This window comes from Sphingomonas sp. jy18 (assembly GCF_056931895.1).
Genome location: NZ_JBXPBT010000003.1, coordinates 285,367 through 307,247, shown reverse-complemented (window position 1 = coordinate 307,247; position 21,881 = coordinate 285,367). Strand labels below are relative to the sequence as shown.

The window sequence follows — 21,881 nt, the reverse complement described above, 5'->3', positions numbered from 1 at the left end:
GCTTGGGGAGAGGGACGACATGGATATTGCAGGCATGCTGGCGCAGTCGGGCGCGCTGGAATCAGCGGCGCGCGAATTGGGCATCGACCCTGCAACTGCTTCGGCCGGGGCCGCCGCGCTGTTGCCCTCGATCCTCGGCGGTTTCAAATCGCAGGCGCAGGCTGCGCCAGGCGGGCTCGATGGCTTCGGCGCGATCCTTGGACAGATGGGCGGCGGCGGCCTGCTCGACGCGGTGGTCGGGGCGCAGCCGACGCCGGTCGATCAGGGCAACTCGATCCTTGGCACCATCTTCGGCAGCAAGGATGTCAGCCGTCAGGTCGCGGCTGCCGCGTCCGCACAATCGGGAATCAGTGCCGATACGCTCAAGAAGCTGCTGCCCGTCGTGGCGATGCTGGTTGCCGGCTATATGGCGACCCAGCGCGGCGGTGAGAGCGGTGGTGGTGCGCCGGCCGCGGCCGGGCCGATGGGCGGCATGCTCGGCCAGGTGCTGGGATCGGTGCTTGGCGGCGGCAGCGCGGCGGCGCCAGCGACGGGCGGGCAGCGCGCCGGTGGTCTTGCCGGCATGCTCGACATGGATGGCGACGGCAATCCGCTCAACGACCTGATCGGCATGGCCGGCCGGCTGACCCGCTGAAGCCTGCGGCCCGTTCAGGGCGCGGTGTCAGGGGCCGACGGTCAGCACGCCATTGGCTGCACCGGTGACGGTCAGCCGTGTACCGGCAGCGGCGTCCGCGCCGGTTGCGGGCCAGACCCCGTCGCCGACGCGCACCCGTCCGCGACCGCCGACAATCGCTTCCTCGACCACCACCGGTTCGCCCACCAGCCGCGCCAGCCGGTCATTGAGCAGCGGATCGTCGCTCGGAATTTCCCGACTGCCCGACCAGCGCCGCCCGGCATAGACGGTCGCCACGGATAGCACCGCGAACAACAGCAGTTGCGCGGCGAGCGGAATGGGGAGGATGAACACCACCACCCCGGTCAGCAATGCGGCGATGCCCAGCCACATCAGGAACACACCCGGCACGATCATCTCGGCGATGCACAGTACGATGCCGATGCTGAGCCAGGCGGTTGGGTGGTTCTGCAGAAACTCGGGGAGCATGGCTTATGCTCCCTCGAACGGACCAGGTCGGCGCGGCGCAGGGCGCGGGGCCGGCGGCGGGGTGGAAGGGCCGCCCAGCGCATCCTTCGCCAGCTCGCCGATGCCGCCCAGGGTGCCGATCAGCTGGGTGGCCTCTACCGGGAACAGGATGGTCTTGGCGTTGGGCGAGGTGGCGAACTGGCCGACAGCCTCGACATATTTCTGCGCAATGAAATAATTGATGGCCTGGGCGTTGCCGCTGGCGATGGCGTCCGACACCATCTGCGTTGCCTTGGCCTCGGCCTCCGCCTCGCGTTCGCGGGCCTCGGCGTCGCGGAAGGCGGCTTCGCGCCGGCCCTCGGCCTGCAGGATCTGCGCCTGCTTCTCGCCCTCCGCGCGCAGGATTTCCGACGCGCGCAGGCCTTCGGCTTCCAGGATCGAGGCGCGCTTCTCGCGCTCGGCCTTCATCTGGCGGGCCATGGCGTTGGAAATATCCTGCGGCGGGCGGATGTCCTTGATCTCGACGCGCGTGATCTTGACGCCCCATGGAGTGGTTGCATGATCGACCACCGAGAGCAGCCGTGCGTTGATGTCGTCACGCTTCGACAGCGTCTCGTCGAGGTCCATCGAGCCCATCACCGTACGCAGGTTGGTGGTGGTGATCTGCATGATCGCGAGATAGACGTCGCTCACCTCATAGGCTGCTTTGGCCGCGTCGAGCACCTGGAAGAACACCACCGCGTCGACCCCTACCATGGCGTTGTCGCGGGTGATGATTTCCTGTCCCGGAATGTCCAGAACCTGCTCCATCATGTTGACCTTGCGGCCGACCCTTTCGAAGAACGGCACGATGATGGTGAGCCCCGGCGCGGCGGTCTTGGTGTAGCGGCCGAACCGTTCGATCGTGTAATTATACCCCTGCCGGACCATCTTGACCGACGAAAAGAGGAAGACGATGGCCAGCACTACGATAAGCCAGAAGAATTCCACGGTTTGCCTCCCTGTGATCCCGTTCCGACCGGCAGTTTAGGCGCGCCGCGCCGTGCTGCAAGCCGAAAGCATGTCCATGCCCGATGCCTTCCTGCCGCCACCCGTGTCGTTGCTCTATGTCCCAGGTCACAAGGCCCGGGCGCTGGAAAAGGCGCATGGTCTGGCCGCCGACATGCTGATCATCGATCTTGAGGATGCCGTGCCTGCCGCGCTGAAGGCGGAAGCGAGGGCAGGCGCGAAAGCGGCGGTCGCGGCGGGCTATCCCGGCAAGCTGGTCGCCATCCGCATCAACACGGCCGGCAGCTCGCATCACGCCGAGGACATCGCGCTGCTGGACGACATCGCGCCCGATTCTGTCGTGCTGCCCAAGGTCGACAGCCCGGCAGAGCTCGATGCGCTCGCCGTGCCTGCCTCGCTGCCACTGCTCGCCATGATCGAGACGCCGGCGGCCATTTTCGATTGTCGCGCAATCGCCGCCCATCCGCGCGTCACCGGCCTGATTGCCGGCCTCAACGATCTGGCCCATGCCTTGCGCCTGCCAGACGGGCGCGATCGCAGCGCCATGAGCCATGCGATCCAGACCATCGTCCTTGCCGCACGCGCGACGGGCAAGCTGGCCTATGACGGCGTCTGCAACCTGATCGACCAACCGGAGACCTTTGCCGCAGAGGCGGCGGACGGCCATCGTCTCGGGTTCGATGGCAAGACGCTCATCCACCCGTCTCAGGTCGATCTTTGCAACAGCGCCTTTGCGCCGTCGCCGGCGGCGCTTGCGGCAGCCCGCGCGCTGGTCGCTGCGTCGACCAGCGGGGCCGAGCGGCACGACGGTGCGATGGTCGAGGACATGCATGTTGCAGCAGCGCGCGCGCTGATCGAGCGAGAGGCATTGCGTGCGGCGCGGCGCAGCGGCATGACGCGGCCATGATCAAGCACATCCTCTTCGCTGCCACTGCAGCGCTCGCCCTGTCGTCCACCAGCTTTGCCCAGACTGCCCCCGGCCCGGTGACCGAGGCGGAACTGCGCGCCCATATCGCCGTGCTCGCCGACGACGGGTTCGGCGGGCGTTACCCCGGAACGGCCGGCGAGACGCTGACCGCCCACTATATCGCCACGAAGCTGGCCAGCTACGGCTTTGTCGGCGGGGCAGCGGATGGCAGCTTCTATCAGGCGGTGCCGCTGGTGGAACTGCACAACAGCACCGGCCGGGCCGCGTTTGCCGATGCGCGTGGCCGTGCCGTCGCCATTGCCGACATCCGCCTGCGCAGCCCGCAGGGCGGCGAAGCGCGACTGGCCGATCAGCCGCTGGTCTTCGTCGGCCATGGTGTCGATGGGGAGGGGCGCGTCACTGCCGACGTGCGCGGCAAGATCGCATTGGTGCTGCTGCGCGATCGCAGCGGTGAGCGCCAACTCAACCTGCGCGAACGCCAGGCCGCGCTGATCGCGGCCGGGGCCAGCGCGACGCTGATCGTACCCGAAACGACCGTCCCCTTCGCGGCATTGTCGGGCAGCTTCACCACCCCGCGCATGCAGCTGCAAAGCCGGGCCAGCCGCGCCGCAATCGAAGGCGTGCTGTCCGGCGAGGCCGCCGACACGCTGCTGCGCGCCGGCGGACTCGATCCGGCGGCGGTCCGCGCCGCCGCCGCTGCCGCCGATTACGCCGGCCAGCCGCTCGGCGTCACCGGCACGCTCTCGGCAAGCAGCGTTCGCCGGGCCTTCAACAGCTACAATGTCGTCGCCAGGCTGCCGGGCACCCGCAACGGCAGCGGCGCGGTCTCGGTGATGGGCCATTGGGACCATGTCGGCCTGTGCCGTCCGGAGGGCGCCGAAGACCGCATCTGCAATGGCGCAGTGGATAATGCCAGCGGCATTGCCGTCATCCTCGAGGCCGCCCGTCGCATCGGCGCGGGCCCGCGCCCCGATCGCGACACCGTCATCATCGCCACCACGGCGGAAGAACAGGGCTTGCTCGGCGCCTATCATTTTGTCGCGCAGCCGACGCTGCCGCTCACCGACATCATCGTCAATCTCAACATCGATACGGTCGCCATCGCCCCGCGCGGCGCGCCGATGGCGATGGTCGGGCGCGGCACCACGCCGCTTGAAGCCGGCGTCGATGCGGTGGCCGGCCAGCTCGGCCGCGCCATCGACAGCGATCTGGAAGCCAACGCCTTCATCCAGCGACAGGACGGCTGGGCGCTGACCCAGGCCGGGGTCCCTTCGATCATGGCCGGAGGCAGCTTTGCCGATATGCCGCTGCTGCAGACATTCCTCGGCGGCAGCTACCACGGCCCGGACGACGAGCTGACCGACGCGCTGCCGCTCGGCGGCGCGGCTGACGATGCCGATCTCCACGTCGCGCTGGTCCGCCACTTCGGCAGCGTAACGGCGTGGCCGGGCGCACGCCCTTGAACACCGCGCCGCAGTTTTTCACTGCCTCCGACGGCACCCGCCTCGCCTATCGCGCGATGGGGCAGGGCAGGCCGGTGGTGATGCTGCACGGGCTGTTTTCCAACGGCACGGTCAACTGGATCAAGTTCGGCCATGCGCAAAAGCTGGTCGATGCCGGTTTTTGCGCAATCGTGGCCGACTTGCGCGCGCACGGGGATAGCGATGCCCCGCACGATCCCGCTGCCTATCCCGATGACGTCCTCGCCCGCGATGCGGCGGAGCTGGTCGCGCATCTCGGGCTTGCCACGTTCGATCTGGTCGGCTTTTCACTGGGCTCGCGCACCAGTGTCCGCGCCGTCATCGGCGGGCTGCAGCCGCGCCGGCTGGTGCTGGGCGGCATGGGGCTGGAGGGGCTGGCTGGCTGGACCAGGCGCAGCGCCTTTTTCCAGCGCGCCATCGCCGAGTTCGAGACGGCGCGGCGCGGCGACGATAGCTGGATGGCGATCCAGTTCATGAAGACGATGAAGGTCGATCGTGTCGCCGCCGGCCATCTGCTGCGCACCTTCACCGACACGCCGCCCGAGGCATTGTCGGCGGTGACGATGCCGACCTTGCTGGTCTGCGGAGAGGCAGACCAGGATAATGGCTCCGCTGCCCGCCTGCGCGACGCCTTGCCGGACGCCCGTCTGGCCGAAGTGCCGGGAACGCACATGTCCAGTGTCACCGAAGCGGCGATGGGGCAGGCGATCGCGGAATTCTTGAGCGGCTGACCCCTGTCCCGCAGTCGCGACGGGGAATCCGGCTTGACCCGCACTCGCCTGCGTTCCACTCTCCTGCGCAAGAATCTTGCTTGAGAGAGGGTATGTCATGATTGCCACCCGTCTGTCCCGCGCGGTTGCGGCGCTGGCCTTCGCTGTCTCCCCGCTGGCGCTGGCCACAGCCGCGCATGCCGAGGAGGAGGCTGCGCCCGCTGCCCTCGCGCCCATGGTCGCCGCTGCTGCACAGGCCTCCGGTTCTGCGCGCGCCGCCCCGCAACCGACCATCGCCGAGGTCGAACGCTTTGTGGCCGATGCCGAAGCGCAGCTGCTCGCTTATTCGAACCGCGCCCAGCGGGTTGCCTGGGTGTATGAGACCTACATCACGCCGGATACCGAGGCGCTGAACGCTGCGGCCGGGGCAGAGGGCACCGAGCTTTCCGTGCGCCTCGCGCTCGAAGCCGCTCGTTATGCCGAGGTTCCCGGCCTCAGCGACGAGGTGCGGCGCAAGCTCACCATCCTGCGCACCGGCATCGTCTTGCCCGCGCCGACCACCGAGGGCGCGGCCGATCAGCTGGCGACGCTGGTTACCGGCATGCAGTCGCGCTACGGCGCCGGTCGCGGTACGTTGCGAGGGGCGCCCATCTCCGGCTCGGACATCGAGGAAGCGATGGGTACCAACCGCAACCCCGACGAGCTTGAGGAGATGTGGACGAGCTGGCACAACAATGTCGGTGGCGGCATGGGCACCGACTATGCGCAGATGGTCGAGATCGCCAATCGTGGTGCCCGCGAGCTGGGCTTTGCCGATGTCGGCGCGCTGTGGCGCTCGAACTACGACATGCCGCCCGAGGAATTCGCCCGCCTGACCGATCGCCTGTGGGCAGAGGTGAAGCCGCTTTATGACGAGCTGCATTGCTTCGTCCGCGCCGGCCTCAACGCCCGCTATGGTGACGAGGTGCAGCCCGCCACCGGCCCGATCCGCGCCGACCTGCTCGGCAACATGTGGGCGCAGGAATGGGGCAATATCTACGATATCGTAGCGCCTCCCGGCACGGGCGAGATCGGCTATGACGTCACCGAGCTGCTCGTCGCGCAAAATTACGACGCGCAGCGCATGGTCCGTGCGGGCGAGGGCTTCTTCTCCTCGCTCGGCTTCGCGCCGCTGCCCGACACTTTCTGGCAGCGCTCGCAATTCACCAAGCCGGCTGACCGCGAGGTGATCTGCCACGCGTCCGCCTGGGATGTCGACAATGTCGACGATCTCAGGATCAAAATGTGCATCAAGATCAATGGCGACGATTTCGTCACCATCCACCATGAGCTTGGCCACAATTATTATCAGCGCGCCTACAACCGGCAGAGCTACCTCCACCTCAACGGCGCGAACGATGGCTTCCATGAAGCCATCGGCGACATGATCGCGCTCTCCATCACGCCCGATTATCTGGTCGAGATCGGCCTGCTCGATCGCGCCAATGTGCCCGGTCCGGATCGCGACATCGGTCTGCTGCTGCGTCAGGCGATGGACAAGGTCGCCTTCCTGCCCTTCGGCCTGATGATGGACCGCTGGCGCTGGGGCGTGTTCTCTGGCCAGATCCGCCCCGCCGGATACAATCAGGCATGGAATGCGCTGCGCCTGCAGTATCAGGGCATCACCCCGCCGGGCGAGCGGCCGGCCGATGCGTTCGACCCCGGCGCGAAATACCACATTCCTGCGAGCGTGCCCTACAACCGCTACTTCCTCGCCCGCATCCTCCAGTTCCAATTCTATGAAGCAGCCTGCAAGGCCGCGGGCTGGGAAGGGCCGCTGCACCGCTGCTCCTTCTACGGTAACGAGGAAGTAGGCACCCGCCTCAACGCGATGCTCGAAATGGGCGCGAGCCGCCCCTGGCCCGACGCACTCGAAGCCTTCACCGGCAGCCGCGAGATGAGCGGGCAGGCGATGGTCAATTATTTTCAGCCGCTGCTGACCTGGCTGCGCGAGCAGAACCGGGGACGGAGCTGCGGGTGGTGAGATGGGCAGCGGCGCTGCTGGCGCTCTGCGCGACCAGCGCCGCGTCCGCTCCGCCGCCTCCCCCACCGCCATGGTTTTTCGACTTTTTGCCGGAGCAAATTGACGGATATGATGTCCGTTTACTGTTCCGAATGTATTTCAATTGGCTGAATTACCGTCGCGCCGACATAATTAGAGAGAAAGTTGCGCAGCCGGAGGAGCGCGCCGGTCTCCGTCGGGAGCATGTGGCTTTTCATCGCTTCGAGAAATACAGCTTGGGCGGGTTGGAATTGGTCGGAGAGATTGCGACCTGGTGCCCCCAACCGAGCAGTGGTGAATTTGAACCCAACGAGCACAATGGCTGCATTTACGTCCTGCAGAATGCGTTCATGCAGCCTGCCGTTCTGGGGAACGAAGACGTCATCGGTCGATTTGCAAGGCAGTCTTTTGATGCCCGCAGGGTCATAGATGGCCTCAAAGCGGCAGGAATCTCGCCTGACCAATTATCAGAATTTGACTTGGTAAGCCCGGCTGATGACGCCTTTGCCTTGCTAGCCGATCCGTTGCCCATGTTACGACAGCATGTCTCGACGCGGACGGTGTCTTCGGCCGACTGCCCAACCATGCGCCGCCACATCCGCGACCTCGAAGGCAGGCGCATTTCTCTCACGATCGATCTTCCATCTGTCGGTCGAGATCAAGAGCAAACGCGGTACTTCAGCGAGTCGGATCGACGCGATACGCTCACAATCCAAACGCGTGATGGAACCGTCGAGTTAAGCGGCAACCAGTTTGCGATGTTGCGCTATGTCGGGCCTATTCTTGACGCAGCCGATGCATGTTTAGCGCGTCGCCCTTTGCAGAATTGACTTGGCTCACGCATTGCGCGCCATCAACCCCCCATCCACCGGGATCACCGCGCCGGTGATGTAGCTCGCTGCCGGCAGGCACAGGCTCAGCGTCACATGCGCCACCTCCTCCGGCTCGCCATAGCGGCGCAGCGCGGTGCGGCGCTTGGCGAAGATGGTCTTGTGCTCGTCCGCCACCGTATCGGTCATCGCGGTGTTGATCGGGCCGGGGCAGATGCAGTTGACGGTGATCCCCTCCGGCCCCAGATCGACCGCCAGCCCGCGCGTCAGGCCGGTGACGCCAGTCTTGGCCGCGACATAGGGCGTGTCCCCCGGCGTCGCGCCCAGCCCTTCGGTCGAGGCGATGTTGACGATGCGGGCGGCATCGCTTTGCCGGAGCAGGGGCAGGGCGGCCCGGACGATCCGCTGGTGCGCGGTCAGCATCACCGCCAGCGCCCGGTCCCAGATCGCATCATATTCGTCTCCGGCATCGAGCGGCGCGAAGCTCGATACCCCGGCATTGTTGACGATGATGTCGATTGCTCCGAAGTCCGCCCCGATTGCAGCGACGGTGGCGCGGATCGCCGCATGGTCGGCGACATCGAGCGCATAGGCTCGGCATCCCTCGTGCCCCGCCGCCGCGATCTCCGCCGCAACCGCGTCGCACGCCGCGCCATCCCGGTCGACCAGCGCCACGCGCGCGCCCTCGCTGGCAAACAGCCGCGCCGTCGCCCGCCCCATGCCGGATGCCCCACCGGTGACGATGGCGACGCGTCCGGCGATAGAGCGGCTGAGCGTGCTGCTCACCGTGGCCGTCCGCTGAACCCGACCGCCTCACGCAGCGCATCGGCATCGATCAGCCGGCCGTCGGTCATCACCCAGACGGTGCGGCGCAGCGCGCCGATCTCGGTCGAGACGTCACCATCGACCAGCACCATGTCCGCTTCCTTGCCGACATGGATCGATCCGGTCTGCTGGTCCGCGCCGACCAGACGGGCCGGGCGCAATGTCGCGGTCTGCAGCGCCTGCGCCGTGCTCATGCCAGCCTCGACATAAAGCTCCAATTCCCGCACCAGCTCGAGGCCAGAGCCATCGGTGCCGGCGACGAGCAACACGCCCGCCTGGTTCATCCGGCCGACCAGATCGACCAGCTTGCGGAAGCTCGCGCGATAATCGGCGCGGGTCAGGTCCGGCGGGGGGGCGAATCCGCCCGACAGGAAACCGCGCTCGACACTCGGCGGCATCGTCCCGCTGAACGGCGCATAGGCGGGAGAGACCACGCCCGCTTCGCCGGCCAGCATGCCTTCGAACACCACCAGCGTCGGATCGCTGACGATGCGGTCGTTGACCATCCGTGCGATCAATGTCGTCATCGGCGGGGCATCGAGGTCGATGCTGCGCGCATAGCGGCCGGGGCCGGAGAAGCGGGCAAAGCCGTTGGACACATTGACGACCTCGTCGGGCATCGCCTGCATCGCCAGCATGTTGATGTGGGTGATTTCGTCATAGCCCGCATCGATCGCGTCGAGCGCGCGCATTGTCGCGGGCACATGGCCATGAACATGCATGCCCAGCCGGTGCGCCTCGATTATGCCGGCCCGCAGCCAGTCGGGCCGCATCGAGGTATAGAATTTGATCGCCCTGAACCCGCCCTCATGCGCCTGCTGCACCGCGGCCACTGTTTCTTCGGCAGAATTGACGGTCACGCCGCCCTGCGCCGCCAGCGGTCCGGCGCCGTCGATCAGCACCGACGTGAACAGGGTCGGCGCGAGCAACTGGCCGGTGGCGATACGGTTGAGCCGCGCGCGCGCCGGCTCGACATCGGCACCGGGATCGCGGGCCGAGGTGACGCCCAGCGAGAGCAGCATCGGCCCCGATGCATCGTCGCCGAAATGCATGTGCGCGTCCCACAGGCCGGGCACCAGCGTCTTGCCGCGTCCGTCGATGCGGCGGGCATTGGCGGGCACCGCCGTGGTGGCGCTAGGCCCGACAGCGGAGATCAGGCGCCCGTCGCTGACCACGGTCATGTCGTCGCGGAACACCGCTTCCTCGCTGTCGTACAGGCGGACATGCTCGAATGCGACGGGGACGCCCGGCAGCTGGCCGAAGCGGTCGACGAACATCGGGTTGCGCCGCGCCAGCGCCTCGTCCTGGATCTGCTGCAGACGGGTCATGTCGCCGGTTGCGCCCTCCGGCATGATCGAGACCCACGAGACGAAGGCGTAGAATTTGCCGCCGTCCATCCACACCGGAAAGGGGGAAAGGCCGAGCCCGCCGATCGTCCAGAGCTGGATCTCGCGCGCGGCTGCGCCTTCGCCGATGGTGGCGGTGGCAATCTGCTCCATCCGCGCTTCGCCCGAAGGGTAGAGGGGCATGCGGTGGCCGGGCTCTGCCATGACCCGCTCGGCAAAATCGGCGCTGAGCAGGAACGGCCCGCCGAAATTGGCGTAAGCGCGCCGCTGCTCGGCTGCGGTTTCGCCACGGTCGACCGGGCTCTGCCAGCGCGCCATGCCGTCTGCCACGGTGAAGCTTTCCGCCGCATTGCCGCTGGGGGTAAAGCCGCGCACGACGATCGACTGGGTCAGTCCGCTCGGCGCATTGGCGACAACCGCATCCTGTTCGAAAATCTGGCCGCGCAGGTTCATCGATTCGCGAAACCAGGTACGGCCGTCGGCATCCTGCCAGCGCGCGGAGCGGCCATGTTCGCCGGCTGTCGACACCAGCACATAGCGCTGCGCCGTGGCCGGAACCGGGGCCAGTTGGTCGACCGGGGTTGCGCCATCGGGTGCTGCCGGTGCAGCGGCGGCCGCCGGCGCATCGCCATGGTTGTCATGGGCTGCCGCGGACAGCGATGTGCTGGCCAGAAGCAGGGCGGCAAGACAGGTCAGACGCATGATAACTTCCCCCTCGGTATTGGTACCGACGGGGAGAGTGACAGCGATGGCGAGGCGTTGGCAAGTACCAACGGAATATGCCGGCTCAATCGACGGTCAGCAGGTGCAGTTCTGCCTTACCGACCTTGCGGCTGACCAGCGGCCTCATGCCATCGCAGGATATCTGCGCACCGGCGGCCGTCTCGACGCTGATCATGCAACCCGGGATCGCCCAGCCCTGATCGATCAGTCGCATCAGGACCGGCCCCAGGTCGATGGCGCCATAGGGCGGGTCGAGGAACAGCAGATCGAACGGGGCAGGGGCCTGGCCAAGCGTCTGCACCGACTGCTGGCGCACATCGACATCGATGGCATGCAAAGCGGCGGCATTGGCGCGGATCGCCGCAATGGCCGCCCGGTCCTGCTCCACGAACACGCAACTCGCCGCACCGCGCGACAGCGCCTCGAAACCCAGGGCTCCGGATCCGGCGAACAGGTCGGCGACCCGCAGCCCGCTGAAACCGCCCAGCCGGCTGGTCAGCATGGAAAACAGCGTCTCGCGGGCCCGGTCTGCCGTCGGTCGCGTCGCCTGGCCCTCTGGCGCAGTCAGCCGCCGCCCGCGCCATCCTCCCGATATGATCCGCATGGCGCCGCTCAGCCGTCCAGATTGAGGCCGCGCTTGAGCTTGGCCACCTCGCCGCCGCGCACCTCCTCGATCGCCCGCACCGGCGCGTTGCCGAGGACGAACGGCCCGTAACGGGTCCGGATCAGGCGGGATACCTGCAGGCCCAGATGCTCGAGCACGCGCCGGACCTCGCGATTCTTGCCTTCGGTCAGCGTCAGCTCGATCCAGACGTTGCGCCCGGTGCTGCGCTCCAGATTGGCGTCGATCCGCCCATAGCGCACCCCGTCGATGGTGATGCCCTCGGCCAGATCCTCGAGCATCGCCTGGGTGACGTTGCCGAAGGTGCGCGCGCGATATGTCCGCTCGACGCCGCTGGCGGGCAATTCGAGCGCGCGCTTCAGCGCGCCATCGTTGGTCAGCAGCAGCAGCCCCTCTGTATTGAGGTCGAGCCGCCCGACCGGCACGAGACGAGGCAACCCCTCCGGCAGCACCGAATAGACTGTCGGCCGGCCTGAAAAATCGCGCTCTGCGGTCAGCACCCCCGTCGGCTTGTGGAACAGGAACAGCCGGGTCGGTTCCGGTGCGGCGACCGGCTTGTCGTCCACCGTCACGCCGGCGAGGTCGGCTAGAAGCGTTGCCGGCGTCTCGACCAGCACGCCATTGAGCTTGACCCGGCGATCGTCGATCATCCGCTCGATTTCACGCCGTGATGCCACCCCGGCGCGCGCGAGGAGCTTGGCGATACGGTGCAGCCCGTCATCGCGGGCGGTCGCGACGCGGCTCGCTGTGGTGGCCGGTTTGCGCTGTGGCGCGGATTTGATGGCTGGTGCACGCGCAGGCCGCGCTGGCGCGCCCGCAGCAGGCGCGCGACGCGGGGTGCGGGCTCTGAGTTTGCCTGACCCGGTTTCGCCGCCTGTATCCTTGCCAGCTCTGCTCACGCGTTTGCCATCCTGTATCGTATCCGCCTTGCCGCAAAAATGCCGGGCTTGGGCGCTATGCCGGAACCCGATGCGCGATGCGAGCGTATTGAGCGAAACGATCGATCGGCCCGCACCAACACAAGCGAGAGAAACTTGGCCCTGTTCAGGAAAAACCGGAGGGCAATCAAGCGGTTGCTGATCGTCGAAGATGAGCCGCTGGTAGCCTTCGACAATGAATATCTGTTGGGGCAGGCCGGGTATCAGGTCGTCGCGACGGTCGACCGCGGCGAAGCGGCATTGCCGCACGTCATGCCCGAGCGGGTCGACGCCATCGTTCTCGATGTCGGTCTGGCCGGGGAGATCAACGGAATAGAGGTGGCGCGGCTCGCGTCCGAGCGCGCGATTCCGGTGCTGTTCGTGACCGGGGAATGCCCGGCCGATGCGCGCGCCTTCGCCTACGCCTGTCTCGCCAAACCCTATTCGGCGGCGAGCCTGGTCGGCGCACTCGCGGCCATGGATGCCATGGTTCAGGGCAAGACCCCGGTCGATCTGCCGTCGGGGCTGACCTTGTTCCGGCAAGTGGACGCCTGACCAACGCGATTTGCGCTTGCATCGTGGATGCGGCTGGACAAACGGCCTGCCATGGAGCCCAGGTCCCTCGCACATGCCATCCGCACCGTGCTCGCCGTCGATGCGCCGGCGCGCCATGTCATGGCGACGCGTGCGCTGGTGCGCGATTGGCGGCAGGGGCGGCTCGCGTGGAGCTTCGATGAAGCGATGCCGGACACGCCGGCGCGCCCCGCGGAGCCTGAGCTGCGCGGTCCTGGACAGATGCCGAAGCGTGGCAAAATCGGCTCCGAGCGCAACCGCATCGCCATGCTGCACGCCCTTGCCCATATCGAATATGTAGCGATCGCGCTGGCGCTCGACATGGCCGGCCGCTTCGGCGCGCACTTCCCGCGTGGCTTCGTCGACGACTGGCTGAGTGTAGCAGCGGATGAGGCGATGCATTTCGCGCTCCTGGACCGCAGGCTGCGGCAACTCGGCAGCCATTATGGCGCGCTGCCGGCGCATGACGGCCTTTGGCAATCTGCGCGCGCAACCGCCCACGATCCACTCGCCCGGCTCGCGGTCGTGCCGATGGTGCTGGAAGCTCGCGGGCTGGACGTGACGCCGGCCACTGTGGAGCGGTTCGTCGCCGCAGGGGATGCGACAAGCGCGCGCATCCTGACCCGCATCTATACCGATGAGATCCGGCACGTGGCGGTGGGTACGCGCTGGTTCGAACATGGCTGCGCCGAGGCCGGCCTCGAATCGCACGCACATTGGAAAATGCTCGTTTCCCAAGGCTTTCGTGGGGCCGTTAATCCACCGTTCAACGACTCGGCGCGTCAGGCAGCCGGTTTAACGCACTTATATTATGCCGCTGTTGCGTGATTAATCTCACACCCGCATGAAAGTTCCCGAGCGGGGACCGGAAAAGTTCGGCCCATAGGAAGATAAACTTGCGATGCGCTGCCGGTACCGGATCGGGCGCATCGAACCAGTCTCGGGGTCGCATGTTTCTCACCTCTTTCCGCACCGTATCGCGTAGTGTTCTTCTCGTCGCCGCCGTAGCCGGTCTCAGCGCCGCCTCTGCCAACAGCAGCACAGAAACCCCGGTCGACCTCGACTCGCCCGACACCGAAATTGAATCGGCTGACGCTCTTGCCGCGGTCGAAGCGGCCGATGCCAGTGCGGCGGCGCTGGTGCGGTTCAACCCCGCGCTGCAGCGTCGCAACGAGACCGGCGCGTCGAACGATACCCGCTTCCGTTCGCTGTTCAGTGCCTGGCGCCAAATGGATGGGCCGGATGCGCAGGCCATCAACTTGCCGTCGCGCCGCCCGGTCGATGCGATGAGCCTGACTTCTTCGTTCGGCAACCGCAGCGATCCGTTCACCGGCCGTCGTGCCCGCCACAATGGTATCGATATCCCCGGTCCGGTCGGCACCCCGATCTATGCGACCGCTGACGGTCAGGTTGGCCGCGCCCAGCGTCTCGGCGGCTATGGCAATTACATCGAAATCGAGCATGGCCACGCGCTGCAGACCCGCTACGGGCATCTTTCGCAGATTCTGGTCGAGCCCGGCCAGCGCGTTCGTCGCGGCGATCTGATCGGTCTGATGGGGTCCACCGGCCGTTCGACCGGCCCGCACCTCCACTATGAAGTCCGCATCGCCGGTGCTCCGGTCAATCCGATTCCGTTCATTGCCGAAGACGGCGTGATGGTGGCAGCGGCCGGCCATGGCAATGTCGCGCTCGGCGGCCCGCGCGAGTAGGCATCGCTTGTTGCCGGGCTCGCGGCCCACTATCTTGGGCACATGAGCGAAATTCAGCTTTCCGAATCCGTTGTTCTCACGCCCTCGGCCGCGGCGCGCGTCCGTGCGATAGGCGTGAAGCTCGACAAGGCGCCACGCTTGCGCCTGTCGGTCGAAGGCGGCGGCTGTTCCGGCTTTACCTACAAATTCGGCATGGCCGATGCGGTCGAGGCCGATGACCATGTCAGCACCACCGATGGCGTGGAACTGGTCATCGACGAGATCAGCCTCGATCTGCTGCGTGGCGCGCAGGTCGATTTTGTCGAATCGCTCGGCGGCACCCGTTTCGAAGTGACCAATCCCAACGCGGCGTCGGGCTGCGGCTGCGGCTCGAGCTTCTCGATCTGAGTTAGCCGCTGGCATGCGGGGGCATTTCTGCTAGCCAGCAAACCATGAAAATCGCGACCTACAACGTCAACGGCATCAAGGCCCGCCTGCCGCGCCTTATCGAGTGGCTGACCGAAACCCAGCCCGATGTGGTCTGCCTGCAGGAACTGAAATCGTCCGACGAGACGCTGCCGATCGCGGATGTCGAGGCTGCCGGCTATCGCGGTGTGTGGCACGGCCAGAAGGGGTTCAACGGCGTCGCCATTCTTGCGCGGGGCGAGCAGCCCGTCGAGGTGCAGCGCGGTCTCGCGGGCGATCCGGAGGATGTGCAGAGCCGCTACATCGAGGCGGACGTGTTCGGCTTGCGCATCGCGGGCATTTATCTGCCGAACGGCAATCCTCAGCCGGGCCCGAAATTCGATTACAAGCTGGCGTGGATGGAACGGCTGAGGGCGCGTGGACAGGCCATGCTGGCCGAGGAAGTGCCGGCAATCATCGCGGGCGATTATAATGTCATTCCGCATGACGACGATATTTTCAAACCCGCAGCCATGGCCGACGACGCCTTGATGCAACCCGAGAGCCGTGCCGCCTATCGCCGGATGCTGGGCGACAGCTGGACCGATGCGCTGCGCTCGCGCTGCCCCGCCGGTGGCGTCTGGACCTACTGGGACTATCAGGCCGGCGCCTGGCAGCGCGATGCCGGGTTCCGGATCGACCACCTGCTGTTGTCACCGCAGGCCGCCGACCGCATGATCGATGCAGGTGTCGACAGGGACCATCGCGGCCGCGAAAAGGCCAGCGACCATGCGGCGACCTGGGTGGAACTGCGCTAAAGGGGCGCGGGCGCTCTGCCGACGACTGGCTGGTACCCGTCGACTATCAAAAAATTGCGGTTTTGTATTGTCGCAAGCCTTGACCCGGCGACCACATCCATAGTCATGACTACGTGTGTAGTCGCACCGTGGAGTGAAGTATGTACGTCTGGACCCTTCTGTTTCCTCTGACCTCCCTCTCGCTTACAGCCGCACCGAATGCTGCGGCATGTGCGGATGCGCTCGCGGCAGTGGGCGAAGGATACCGCTGCGCAGCCTCGGCCAACGGGGTCGCCTTGTCGACCGATCAAGCGCAGGCGAATGCCCTGCTTGGCTTCGCCGAGGCAGGCGAAGCCGCGTTCCGCGACTCGATGGGGAGGGAAGCCCCGCGCTATGCGGTGGTCGAGATCGAGGGCACCGTGCTCGATGAGACCAAGCAAGATGCCTTGAAATCCGCCGGCTTTACCATCGTGCTGCCCTGGTTCTCCCCTGCGGCCTATCGGGCGCAGGTCGAGGCGTCGGTGCGACGCTCCATCGAGCAGCAGGCGGCCGCAGCCAATCTGCCGGTGGAGCAGATCGACGCCCTTGTGCAAAGTCAGGTAAGCCGGATTCCGGACGTCGGCAGCCCTGAGAGCCTGGCAGCGCGCGCCGCCGTGGTGATCCCGCACGAGCTCGGCCATATCTGGTATCGGCAAAGTTTCTGGCCCGGTGCGGAATCGTCGCGGGGTCATTATGGCAGCCCGGGACCTGACTGGCTGGACGAGGCAGCAGCGGTGCGTATGGAACCGGCATCATCCTACGCGACCCGACTCACTGGTTTCTGGGCGCGCTATCGACGCGATCCGGTCGCGGCGACGACATCGACCGACACGGCCGTCGGTGTCGCCAATCTGCGGCTTTACTTCGATTCGGCGCACCCGCTGGCCGAGCTGGCGCGGGCGGTGGTCGATGCAGACCAGTTGCCGGGCGGGCGTGGCAGTTCCGGTACCCGCATCGTACTGCGCACTGGCGCCGAAGCCGAGCGGATCGCTGGCGACGGTGTGCGCTATTATGAACAGGGCGCTATTGTCGCTCGCTATCTTGCCGAGCGTAGCGGCGATCCGGCAATATTGGGACGGATCGGTGCGGCATTCGGCCGAGGTGAAACTATCGATCAGTGGCTGGCCAATGCCGAAGACAAGGGGGGGCTGCCCCGCAGCGTCAGTGCGATGCAGCCTGACTGGGAAGCGTGGCTGGCCGCCAACCTTCCCCCGCTCCCCGGAAGCTGAGCAAGCTACCGAGGGCTGCGGGGAAGGCGGGACAGGCCTGCTCACCGATCAGGCATAGCTCACGATTTCATATTCGATGCCATCCCAGTCGAAGAAGTAGAAGCGCTCGCCGGGCTCGTAGCGTTCATGGTTGAACGGCTCCAACCCGGCGGCGGCCACCGCTGCTTTCACGGCCGTGATGTCATCGACCAACAGCCCGACATGGTTGAGCGGCGCGCCCTTGGCGAAATCCTTGGGGCATCCGCAATCACCGGGCGGGGTGTAGAGCGCGAGGTAGAATCGCGAATCGCCGACATGGATCGAATGGCCGCCGTCTCGCGCCGGGCCTTCCCAGCGAACGTGCCAGCCGAACAGGCTGGAAAACAGTGCCGCGGCCCTGCGGTTGTCGGATACGGTGAGATTGACGTGCTCGATGATCGGTGCGGCCATCGCGTGCCTCCTGTGGTTGCGGGCTGCGGGGTTGCGGCCCGATTCGGTTGCGATGACGGGCTTATGCAAGCTCAAGTCAGCTTGAGGTCAAGCCTCTTGTATGAGATGCAGTCCACCGCTGCGCATGCGCGTGGCGAGGAGGGCTATGTGTCATGAAAGCCAGCGATCTTCTCCCTATCGGAGATCTCTCCCGGCGGACCGGATGCGCGGTTTCGGCGATCCGCTTTTATGAGGAGAAGGGGTTGGTTTCCGCGCTGCGTACCTCCGGCAACCAGCGGCGCTATCCGCGTAGCGAAATCCGGCGTCTGTCCTTCATCCTGATCGCGCAGCGGCTGGGCCTTAGCTTGGACGCGATCGCGACCGAACTGGCTCGATTGCCGCAGGGCCGCACACCGAACCGCGCGGACTGGTCGGCGATCAGCGGCAGGCTGCGGACAGAACTTGACCGGCAGATTGCCACGCTGGAGCAGACTCGCGACAATCTCGACGGATGCATAGGCTGCGGCTGCCTCAGCCTCGATCGCTGTTCGCTGTACAATCCCGCGGACAGGGCCGCGCTGCGTGGCTCCGGGCCGCGCTACACCATGGGCGACCGGGCAGGGGAGACCTGTGGCAATTGACAGAGGCGAAGATTTCTGAAATAACAGAAATAAAGAAAGGATGAGTCGATGGATGTCGAGCGCTATCCTGAAGCGATGGAATTCATCCTCCACTGGGGGGAGATGGGCACGCATTGGGGCGCCAACCGATCGGTCGCGCAGGTGCATGCGCTGCTTTACCTCAGCGATGTGCCACTCGACGCCGAGGCGATCTGCGATGCCTTGGGGTTGGCGCGGTCTAACGTGTCGACCGCGCTCAAGGAATTGCAGGGCTATGGCATTGTCCGCCGGACTCACGTTCCCGGCGACCGGCGCGACCATTTCGTGGCAGAGACCGACCTGTGGACATTGTTCATGGCGATCACCGCCGAACGCAAGCGCCGCGAGATCGACCCGACAATCGCCAAGCTGGCTGAATTGCAGGCGCGAATGGATGCGAACGCAGCCTTGCCCGCGCATGTGCGTGAACGCATCGGCGCGATGCACCAGTTCATCGCCACGCTGACCGACTGGTACAGCCAGGTTCGCGGACTGAAGAAATCGACATTGGTATCGCTGATGAAGCTGGGGGCAAAGGTCGCCCGCTTTGTTCCCGGTTCGGGCAAGGACTGACCGGCCGCCACACTTGGCCACAACCGGGGCACGCCCATCGCCCAGCGGCCCGAGCACGCCAAACAATTTCGACATTTACCGAAACAACCGAATTAACGAAAGGAGACAGCCTATGACGATCACCACCATCGCCTACATGCTCTATCTCGCTATCGCGATTGGCATGACCATCTGGGTGGCCTGGACGCTGTCCACCAACGGCAAAGTCTATCTGGTGCGCTGTTTCGGGCATGATGAGGAACTGGCGACATCGGTCAACCATCTGCTGGTGGTCGGCTTCTATCTGGTCAATCTGGGCTTCATCGCGCTGGCGTTGAGCACAGCGGGCACTGTAGCCAGCGTCGAGGGGCTGATGCGTTTCCTCGGCTGGTATGTGGGTATCGCCATCCTCCTGCTAGGCTTCATGCACTTTTTCAACATGGGCGCGGTCACGCGTCATGGGAAGAAGGTCGCGGATTGGATCCACGGTCAAAGCGGCGGCGCGCCGGACGTGTTTGCGGGCGATGCGGCGAAGGCGCGGCCGACTCCTGCGACCAGCTTCCACGGTTGAGCGTCCTGCCGCCGACATGCCAAGCCCCTGTCCGCGACACGCAGGCAGGGGATCCGCGTTGATCTGCGGTCTTCGGCGCCCCATATCCGGGCTATGCCCACACGATTATTGCACTGGTCCATCCTGTTTCCGATCGGCGGGCTCGTGCTGCTGGCATTGTCTGCCTTTGTCGCCATCCCGGTGTTCCTATCCGCACTGGTGCTGATCGCCGTCGTGGGAGCGGCAGTGCATCACGCCGAGCTGATTGCGCATCGTGTGGGGGAACCTTTCGGCACCTTGATCCTCGCAGTGGCCGTGACGATCATCGAAGTCGGGCTGATTGTGTCGTTGATGCTGTCTTCGGCCGATGGCGCACCGGCCTTGGCGCGCGACACGGTGTTTGCTGCGGTGATGATCATTCTCAACGGCATACTGGGTATCTGCCTGCTGATCGGCGGGCTCAACCATCGCGAGCAGAGTTTCCAGCAGACCGGGGTAAGCGCCACCCTGGCCGCGCTATCCGCATTGACGGTGCTGGTGCTGGTGCTGCCCAACTACACCATCAGCGCTGCGGGCCCGGTCTATTCCGGGCTGCAGCTCGGCTTCGTCGGGGTCGTTTCGTTGATCCTCTACGGTACTTTCGTGATGGTGCAGACGGTGCGCCACCGCGACTATTTCCTGCCCGACGGCCCCGAGGTTACCGATGCGGATGCGCACGCGCCCTTGCCGTCCGATCGGGTCACGGCAGCGTCCTTCGCCATGCTGCTGATTGCACTGTTCGGCGTCGTGCTGCTGGCCAAGGGTATTTCACCGGCAATAGAGGCGCAGGTCGCGGCGGCGGGTCTGCCGCACGCCATCGTCGGCGTGGTGATCGCGGCGGTGGTCCTGTTGCCCGAAAGTGTTGCGGCCGTCCGAGCGGCGGTTGCCAACCGCTTGCAAACCAGCCTCAACCTCGCGCTCGGCTCGGCGATGGCGACGATCGGTCTGACCATTCCGGTGGTTGCGGCAATCTCCATCCTGTTCGCCCTGCCGGTGGCTTTGGGCCTGTCCGCAAAGTCGATCGTGCTGCTGGTTCTGACCCTGCTGGTATCGTCCCTGTCGCTGGCAACAGGCCGCACGACCGTGATCCAGGGCATGATCCACCTGCTGATCTTCGCGGTATTCCTGTTCCTTACCGTCGTACCCTGACCGGCAGCAGGCCAGCTAAAGGGCCTTTTCGTAGATGCGATAGGTCTTGTTGATCTTCCCGCCCACCGCTTCGCCGACCGATTTCATCGGCTCGTTGCTGGCCAGCACCCAGCCGAAATCGCCGTGGGTGGCGCCATATTTTTCCACCGAGGCGCGGCGGATATATTCGATCAGCATGAAGGCGAGCTGGCTGGCCATGCGCGTGCCCTGCAGCTTGCTGGCCACGCCCATCAGCGGCACGCGCATCAGCCGGACCTTGGGCTTGCGCAGCCACCATAGCAGCTTGGCCCAGTTGAACGGCAGCAGCGTGCCGTCATAGTCGGCGAGCTGTTCGTTGAGGTTGGGCACGGTCATCATGAAGGCCACCGGTTCGCCATCGACTTCGGCGATGCGGATGAGATCCTCGAACACGATCGGCTTCAGTTTCTTGCCGCCATAGGCGATTTCGGCGTCGGTCCAAGGGGTGAAGCCCCAGTTGCCGGCCCAGGCATCGTTGAGGATGTCGATGATCAGCCGCGCTTCGGCATCGAACCGGCTCTTGTCGACGTTGCGGATGCGGATGCGGCCGCTCTTTTCGCCCAGCGCGACGATGCGGTTGACCAGCTCGGGAAAGCCCTTGTCGATGGGCAGGCGGTAGTTGATCAGGTCCTGCGCGGTGGCGTGGCCGAGTGCCTCGATCCAGCTTTGGTAGACCGAGCAATTGTGGCCCATCATCACTGACGGAGCCTGCGAAAAACCGTCGATCAGCAACCCGGGCTCGTCCCACATGGCGAGACTGACCGGACCCAGCATGCGGGTCATTTGCTGCGTGCGCAGCCACTCCTCGGCGGTGGCGAGGAGCAAGGCGGTGACCTCCTCATCTTCGGCTTCGAACAGGCCCCAGAAGCCGGTACCGGGGCCGAAACCCTGTTCGGGCGGCTGCTCCAATGCCAGCCGGTCGATATGCGCGCTGATCCGGCCGACGGTGCGTTCATCCCGGCGTGCGAGGAACAGCTGCGCCTTGCCATGCTCGAACCAGGGATTTTTTCCCGGCGTGATCAGGCTCAGCACCTCGCCACGCAGCGGCGGCACCCACGCCGGGTCGCCGGCGTTGAGGCGGTAGGCCAGTTCGACGAACTCGCGGCGCTGGACCTTGGTCTTTACCGGTACGATCTGGATTTTGGAGGATGGCACACCATATTCCCGTCTGGAAGTTTGACCCGCGTCAATGTCGCGTTGGCCATAGCAAAGCAGGACAGGGCGGCAAATATGGGGCGCGGCAATGCATGCGGCGCCCCGTCA

Annotated in this window: 24 protein-coding genes; 16 read left to right on the top strand and 8 right to left on the bottom strand. The window is 65.7% G+C overall.

Going from position 1 to position 21,881, the window contains the following annotated elements:
- The first annotated feature begins 19 nt into the window (after nt 1-19).
- Nucleotides 20-634, top strand: a complete 615-nt coding sequence (locus AC0QC4_RS09945) for a DUF937 domain-containing protein (RefSeq protein WP_483659738.1) — start codon at nt 20-22, stop codon at nt 632-634.
- A 27-nt stretch (nt 635-661) separates the two neighbouring features.
- Here AC0QC4_RS09945 and AC0QC4_RS09940 read toward each other — a convergent pair whose 3' ends face one another.
- Nucleotides 662-1,102, bottom strand: coding sequence for an NfeD family protein (locus AC0QC4_RS09940; RefSeq protein WP_483659737.1), 441 nt, complete (start codon nt 1,100-1,102; stop codon nt 662-664).
- 3 nt (nt 1,103-1,105) lie between these two features.
- The gene (locus tag AC0QC4_RS09935) at nt 1,106-2,011 is read right to left on the bottom strand and encodes an SPFH domain-containing protein (protein ID WP_483659898.1); all 906 of its coding nucleotides are present in this window, start codon (nt 2,009-2,011) and stop codon (nt 1,106-1,108) included.
- A gap of 130 nt (nt 2,012-2,141) precedes the next feature.
- On the opposite strand from AC0QC4_RS09935, the gene AC0QC4_RS09930 reads away from it, so the two are divergent.
- From AC0QC4_RS09930 to AC0QC4_RS09910, 5 genes are all read left to right on the top strand, one after another.
- A complete protein-coding gene (locus AC0QC4_RS09930) occupies nt 2,142-2,996 on the top strand; it encodes an HpcH/HpaI aldolase/citrate lyase family protein (protein WP_483659736.1) in 855 nt (284 codons plus the stop codon).
- A complete protein-coding gene (locus AC0QC4_RS09925) occupies nt 2,993-4,480 on the top strand; it encodes a M28 family peptidase (RefSeq protein WP_483659735.1) in 1,488 nt (495 codons plus the stop codon). Before AC0QC4_RS09930 ends, AC0QC4_RS09925 begins: the two co-directional genes overlap by 4 nt.
- On the top strand, nt 4,477-5,229 hold the full coding sequence (locus tag AC0QC4_RS09920) for an alpha/beta fold hydrolase (protein ID WP_483659734.1): 753 nt from the start codon (nt 4,477-4,479) through the stop codon (nt 5,227-5,229). The genes AC0QC4_RS09925 and AC0QC4_RS09920 overlap by 4 nt, the downstream gene beginning before the upstream one ends.
- Before the next feature lie 97 nt (nt 5,230-5,326).
- Complete coding sequence (locus tag AC0QC4_RS09915) at nt 5,327-7,231, top strand: M2 family metallopeptidase (RefSeq protein ID WP_483659733.1); 1,905 nt, start codon at nt 5,327-5,329, stop codon at nt 7,229-7,231.
- Complete coding sequence (locus AC0QC4_RS09910; RefSeq protein ID WP_483659732.1) at nt 7,228-8,079, top strand: hypothetical protein; 852 nt, start codon at nt 7,228-7,230, stop codon at nt 8,077-8,079. The genes AC0QC4_RS09915 and AC0QC4_RS09910 overlap by 4 nt, the downstream gene beginning before the upstream one ends.
- A gap of 6 nt (nt 8,080-8,085) precedes the next feature.
- Here AC0QC4_RS09910 and AC0QC4_RS09905 read toward each other — a convergent pair whose 3' ends face one another.
- The 4 genes from AC0QC4_RS09905 to AC0QC4_RS09890 all read right to left on the bottom strand — a co-directional run bounded on the left by AC0QC4_RS09905 (nt 8,086) and on the right by AC0QC4_RS09890 (nt 12,494).
- Complete coding sequence (locus AC0QC4_RS09905) at nt 8,086-8,865, bottom strand: SDR family NAD(P)-dependent oxidoreductase (protein ID WP_483659731.1); 780 nt, start codon at nt 8,863-8,865, stop codon at nt 8,086-8,088.
- Nucleotides 8,862-10,952 (bottom strand): amidohydrolase family protein, encoded by a 2,091-nt coding sequence (locus tag AC0QC4_RS09900; RefSeq protein WP_483659730.1) that lies wholly within the window; start codon nt 10,950-10,952, stop codon nt 8,862-8,864. The genes AC0QC4_RS09905 and AC0QC4_RS09900 overlap by 4 nt, the downstream gene beginning before the upstream one ends.
- An 85-nt stretch (nt 10,953-11,037) precedes the next feature.
- Nucleotides 11,038-11,577 (bottom strand): 16S rRNA (guanine(966)-N(2))-methyltransferase RsmD, encoded by a 540-nt coding sequence (rsmD, locus tag AC0QC4_RS09895; RefSeq protein WP_483659729.1) that lies wholly within the window; start codon nt 11,575-11,577, stop codon nt 11,038-11,040.
- A gap of 8 nt (nt 11,578-11,585) precedes the next feature.
- On the bottom strand, nt 11,586-12,494 hold the full coding sequence (locus AC0QC4_RS09890; RefSeq protein ID WP_483659728.1) for a pseudouridine synthase: 909 nt from the start codon (nt 12,492-12,494) through the stop codon (nt 11,586-11,588).
- 135 nt (nt 12,495-12,629) lie between these two features.
- Between AC0QC4_RS09890 and AC0QC4_RS09885 the strand changes: the two genes are divergently transcribed.
- The 6 genes from AC0QC4_RS09885 to AC0QC4_RS09860 all read left to right on the top strand — a co-directional run bounded on the left by AC0QC4_RS09885 (nt 12,630) and on the right by AC0QC4_RS09860 (nt 17,243).
- Nucleotides 12,630-13,067, top strand: coding sequence for a response regulator (locus tag AC0QC4_RS09885; RefSeq protein ID WP_483659727.1), 438 nt, complete (start codon nt 12,630-12,632; stop codon nt 13,065-13,067).
- Nucleotides 13,068-13,118: 51 nt separating this feature from the next.
- Nucleotides 13,119-13,913, top strand: coding sequence for a ferritin-like domain-containing protein (locus AC0QC4_RS09880; protein WP_483659726.1), 795 nt, complete (start codon nt 13,119-13,121; stop codon nt 13,911-13,913).
- 122 nt (nt 13,914-14,035) lie between these two features.
- Nucleotides 14,036-14,794, top strand: a complete 759-nt coding sequence (locus AC0QC4_RS09875; protein ID WP_483659725.1) for a M23 family metallopeptidase — start codon at nt 14,036-14,038, stop codon at nt 14,792-14,794.
- Between the two features lie 42 nt (nt 14,795-14,836).
- On the top strand, nt 14,837-15,181 hold the full coding sequence (erpA, locus tag AC0QC4_RS09870) for an iron-sulfur cluster insertion protein ErpA (RefSeq protein WP_483659724.1): 345 nt from the start codon (nt 14,837-14,839) through the stop codon (nt 15,179-15,181).
- Nucleotides 15,182-15,225: 44 nt separating this feature from the next.
- Nucleotides 15,226-15,996: an exodeoxyribonuclease III gene (xth, locus tag AC0QC4_RS09865; protein ID WP_483659723.1), complete on the top strand. Its 771-nt coding sequence runs from the start codon at nt 15,226-15,228 to the stop codon at nt 15,994-15,996.
- 275 nt (nt 15,997-16,271) lie between these two features.
- Complete coding sequence (locus AC0QC4_RS09860; RefSeq protein WP_483659722.1) at nt 16,272-17,243, top strand: hypothetical protein; 972 nt, start codon at nt 16,272-16,274, stop codon at nt 17,241-17,243.
- A 48-nt stretch (nt 17,244-17,291) separates the two neighbouring features.
- Here the strand turns inward: AC0QC4_RS09860 and AC0QC4_RS09855 are convergent, their stop codons facing one another.
- A complete protein-coding gene (locus tag AC0QC4_RS09855) occupies nt 17,292-17,672 on the bottom strand; it encodes a VOC family protein (RefSeq protein WP_483659721.1) in 381 nt (126 codons plus the stop codon).
- Between the two features lie 152 nt (nt 17,673-17,824).
- On the opposite strand from AC0QC4_RS09855, the gene soxR reads away from it, so the two are divergent.
- The 4 genes from soxR (at nt 17,825) to AC0QC4_RS09835 (ending at nt 20,600) form a co-directional block, all read left to right on the top strand.
- Nucleotides 17,825-18,292: a redox-sensitive transcriptional activator SoxR gene (gene soxR, locus AC0QC4_RS09850; protein ID WP_483659720.1), complete on the top strand. Its 468-nt coding sequence runs from the start codon at nt 17,825-17,827 to the stop codon at nt 18,290-18,292.
- Nucleotides 18,293-18,340: 48 nt separating this feature from the next.
- Nucleotides 18,341-18,883 carry a GbsR/MarR family transcriptional regulator gene (locus AC0QC4_RS09845; protein WP_483659719.1) on the top strand — a complete coding sequence of 181 codons (543 nt, stop codon included), beginning with the start codon at nt 18,341-18,343 and terminating at the stop codon, nt 18,881-18,883.
- A gap of 112 nt (nt 18,884-18,995) precedes the next feature.
- Nucleotides 18,996-19,433, top strand: a complete 438-nt coding sequence (locus AC0QC4_RS09840; protein ID WP_483659718.1) for a hypothetical protein — start codon at nt 18,996-18,998, stop codon at nt 19,431-19,433.
- Nucleotides 19,434-19,526: 93 nt separating this feature from the next.
- A complete protein-coding gene (locus tag AC0QC4_RS09835) occupies nt 19,527-20,600 on the top strand; it encodes a calcium:cation antiporter (RefSeq protein ID WP_483659717.1) in 1,074 nt (357 codons plus the stop codon).
- A 15-nt stretch (nt 20,601-20,615) separates the two neighbouring features.
- Here the strand turns inward: AC0QC4_RS09835 and AC0QC4_RS09830 are convergent, their stop codons facing one another.
- Nucleotides 20,616-21,773 carry an N-acetyltransferase gene (locus AC0QC4_RS09830; RefSeq protein ID WP_483659716.1) on the bottom strand — a complete coding sequence of 386 codons (1,158 nt, stop codon included), beginning with the start codon at nt 21,771-21,773 and terminating at the stop codon, nt 20,616-20,618.
- Between the last annotated feature and the right edge of the window lie 108 nt (nt 21,774-21,881).

Coding starts and splice junctions, on each gene's coding strand:
- AC0QC4_RS09945 (WP_483659738.1), top strand. CDS start 20: ATGGATATTGCAGGCATGCTGGCGCAGTCGGGCGCGCTGGAATCAGCG.
- AC0QC4_RS09940 (WP_483659737.1), bottom strand. CDS start 1,102: ATGCTCCCCGAGTTTCTGCAGAACCACCCAACCGCCTGGCTCAGCATC.
- AC0QC4_RS09935 (WP_483659898.1), bottom strand. CDS start 2,011: ATGGTCCGGCAGGGGTATAATTACACGATCGAACGGTTCGGCCGCTAC.
- AC0QC4_RS09930 (WP_483659736.1), top strand. CDS start 2,142: ATGTCCATGCCCGATGCCTTCCTGCCGCCACCCGTGTCGTTGCTCTAT.
- AC0QC4_RS09925 (WP_483659735.1), top strand. CDS start 2,993: ATGATCAAGCACATCCTCTTCGCTGCCACTGCAGCGCTCGCCCTGTCG.
- AC0QC4_RS09915 (WP_483659733.1), top strand. CDS start 5,327: ATGATTGCCACCCGTCTGTCCCGCGCGGTTGCGGCGCTGGCCTTCGCT.
- AC0QC4_RS09900 (WP_483659730.1), bottom strand. CDS start 10,952: ATGCGTCTGACCTGTCTTGCCGCCCTGCTTCTGGCCAGCACATCGCTG.
- rsmD (WP_483659729.1), bottom strand. CDS start 11,577: ATGCGGATCATATCGGGAGGATGGCGCGGGCGGCGGCTGACTGCGCCA.
- AC0QC4_RS09880 (WP_483659726.1), top strand. CDS start 13,119: ATGGAGCCCAGGTCCCTCGCACATGCCATCCGCACCGTGCTCGCCGTC.
- AC0QC4_RS09875 (WP_483659725.1), top strand. CDS start 14,036: ATGTTTCTCACCTCTTTCCGCACCGTATCGCGTAGTGTTCTTCTCGTC.
- erpA (WP_483659724.1), top strand. CDS start 14,837: ATGAGCGAAATTCAGCTTTCCGAATCCGTTGTTCTCACGCCCTCGGCC.
- xth (WP_483659723.1), top strand. CDS start 15,226: ATGAAAATCGCGACCTACAACGTCAACGGCATCAAGGCCCGCCTGCCG.
- AC0QC4_RS09855 (WP_483659721.1), bottom strand. CDS start 17,672: ATGGCCGCACCGATCATCGAGCACGTCAATCTCACCGTATCCGACAAC.
- soxR (WP_483659720.1), top strand. CDS start 17,825: ATGAAAGCCAGCGATCTTCTCCCTATCGGAGATCTCTCCCGGCGGACC.
- AC0QC4_RS09845 (WP_483659719.1), top strand. CDS start 18,341: ATGGATGTCGAGCGCTATCCTGAAGCGATGGAATTCATCCTCCACTGG.
- AC0QC4_RS09840 (WP_483659718.1), top strand. CDS start 18,996: ATGACGATCACCACCATCGCCTACATGCTCTATCTCGCTATCGCGATT.
- AC0QC4_RS09835 (WP_483659717.1), top strand. CDS start 19,527: ATGCCCACACGATTATTGCACTGGTCCATCCTGTTTCCGATCGGCGGG.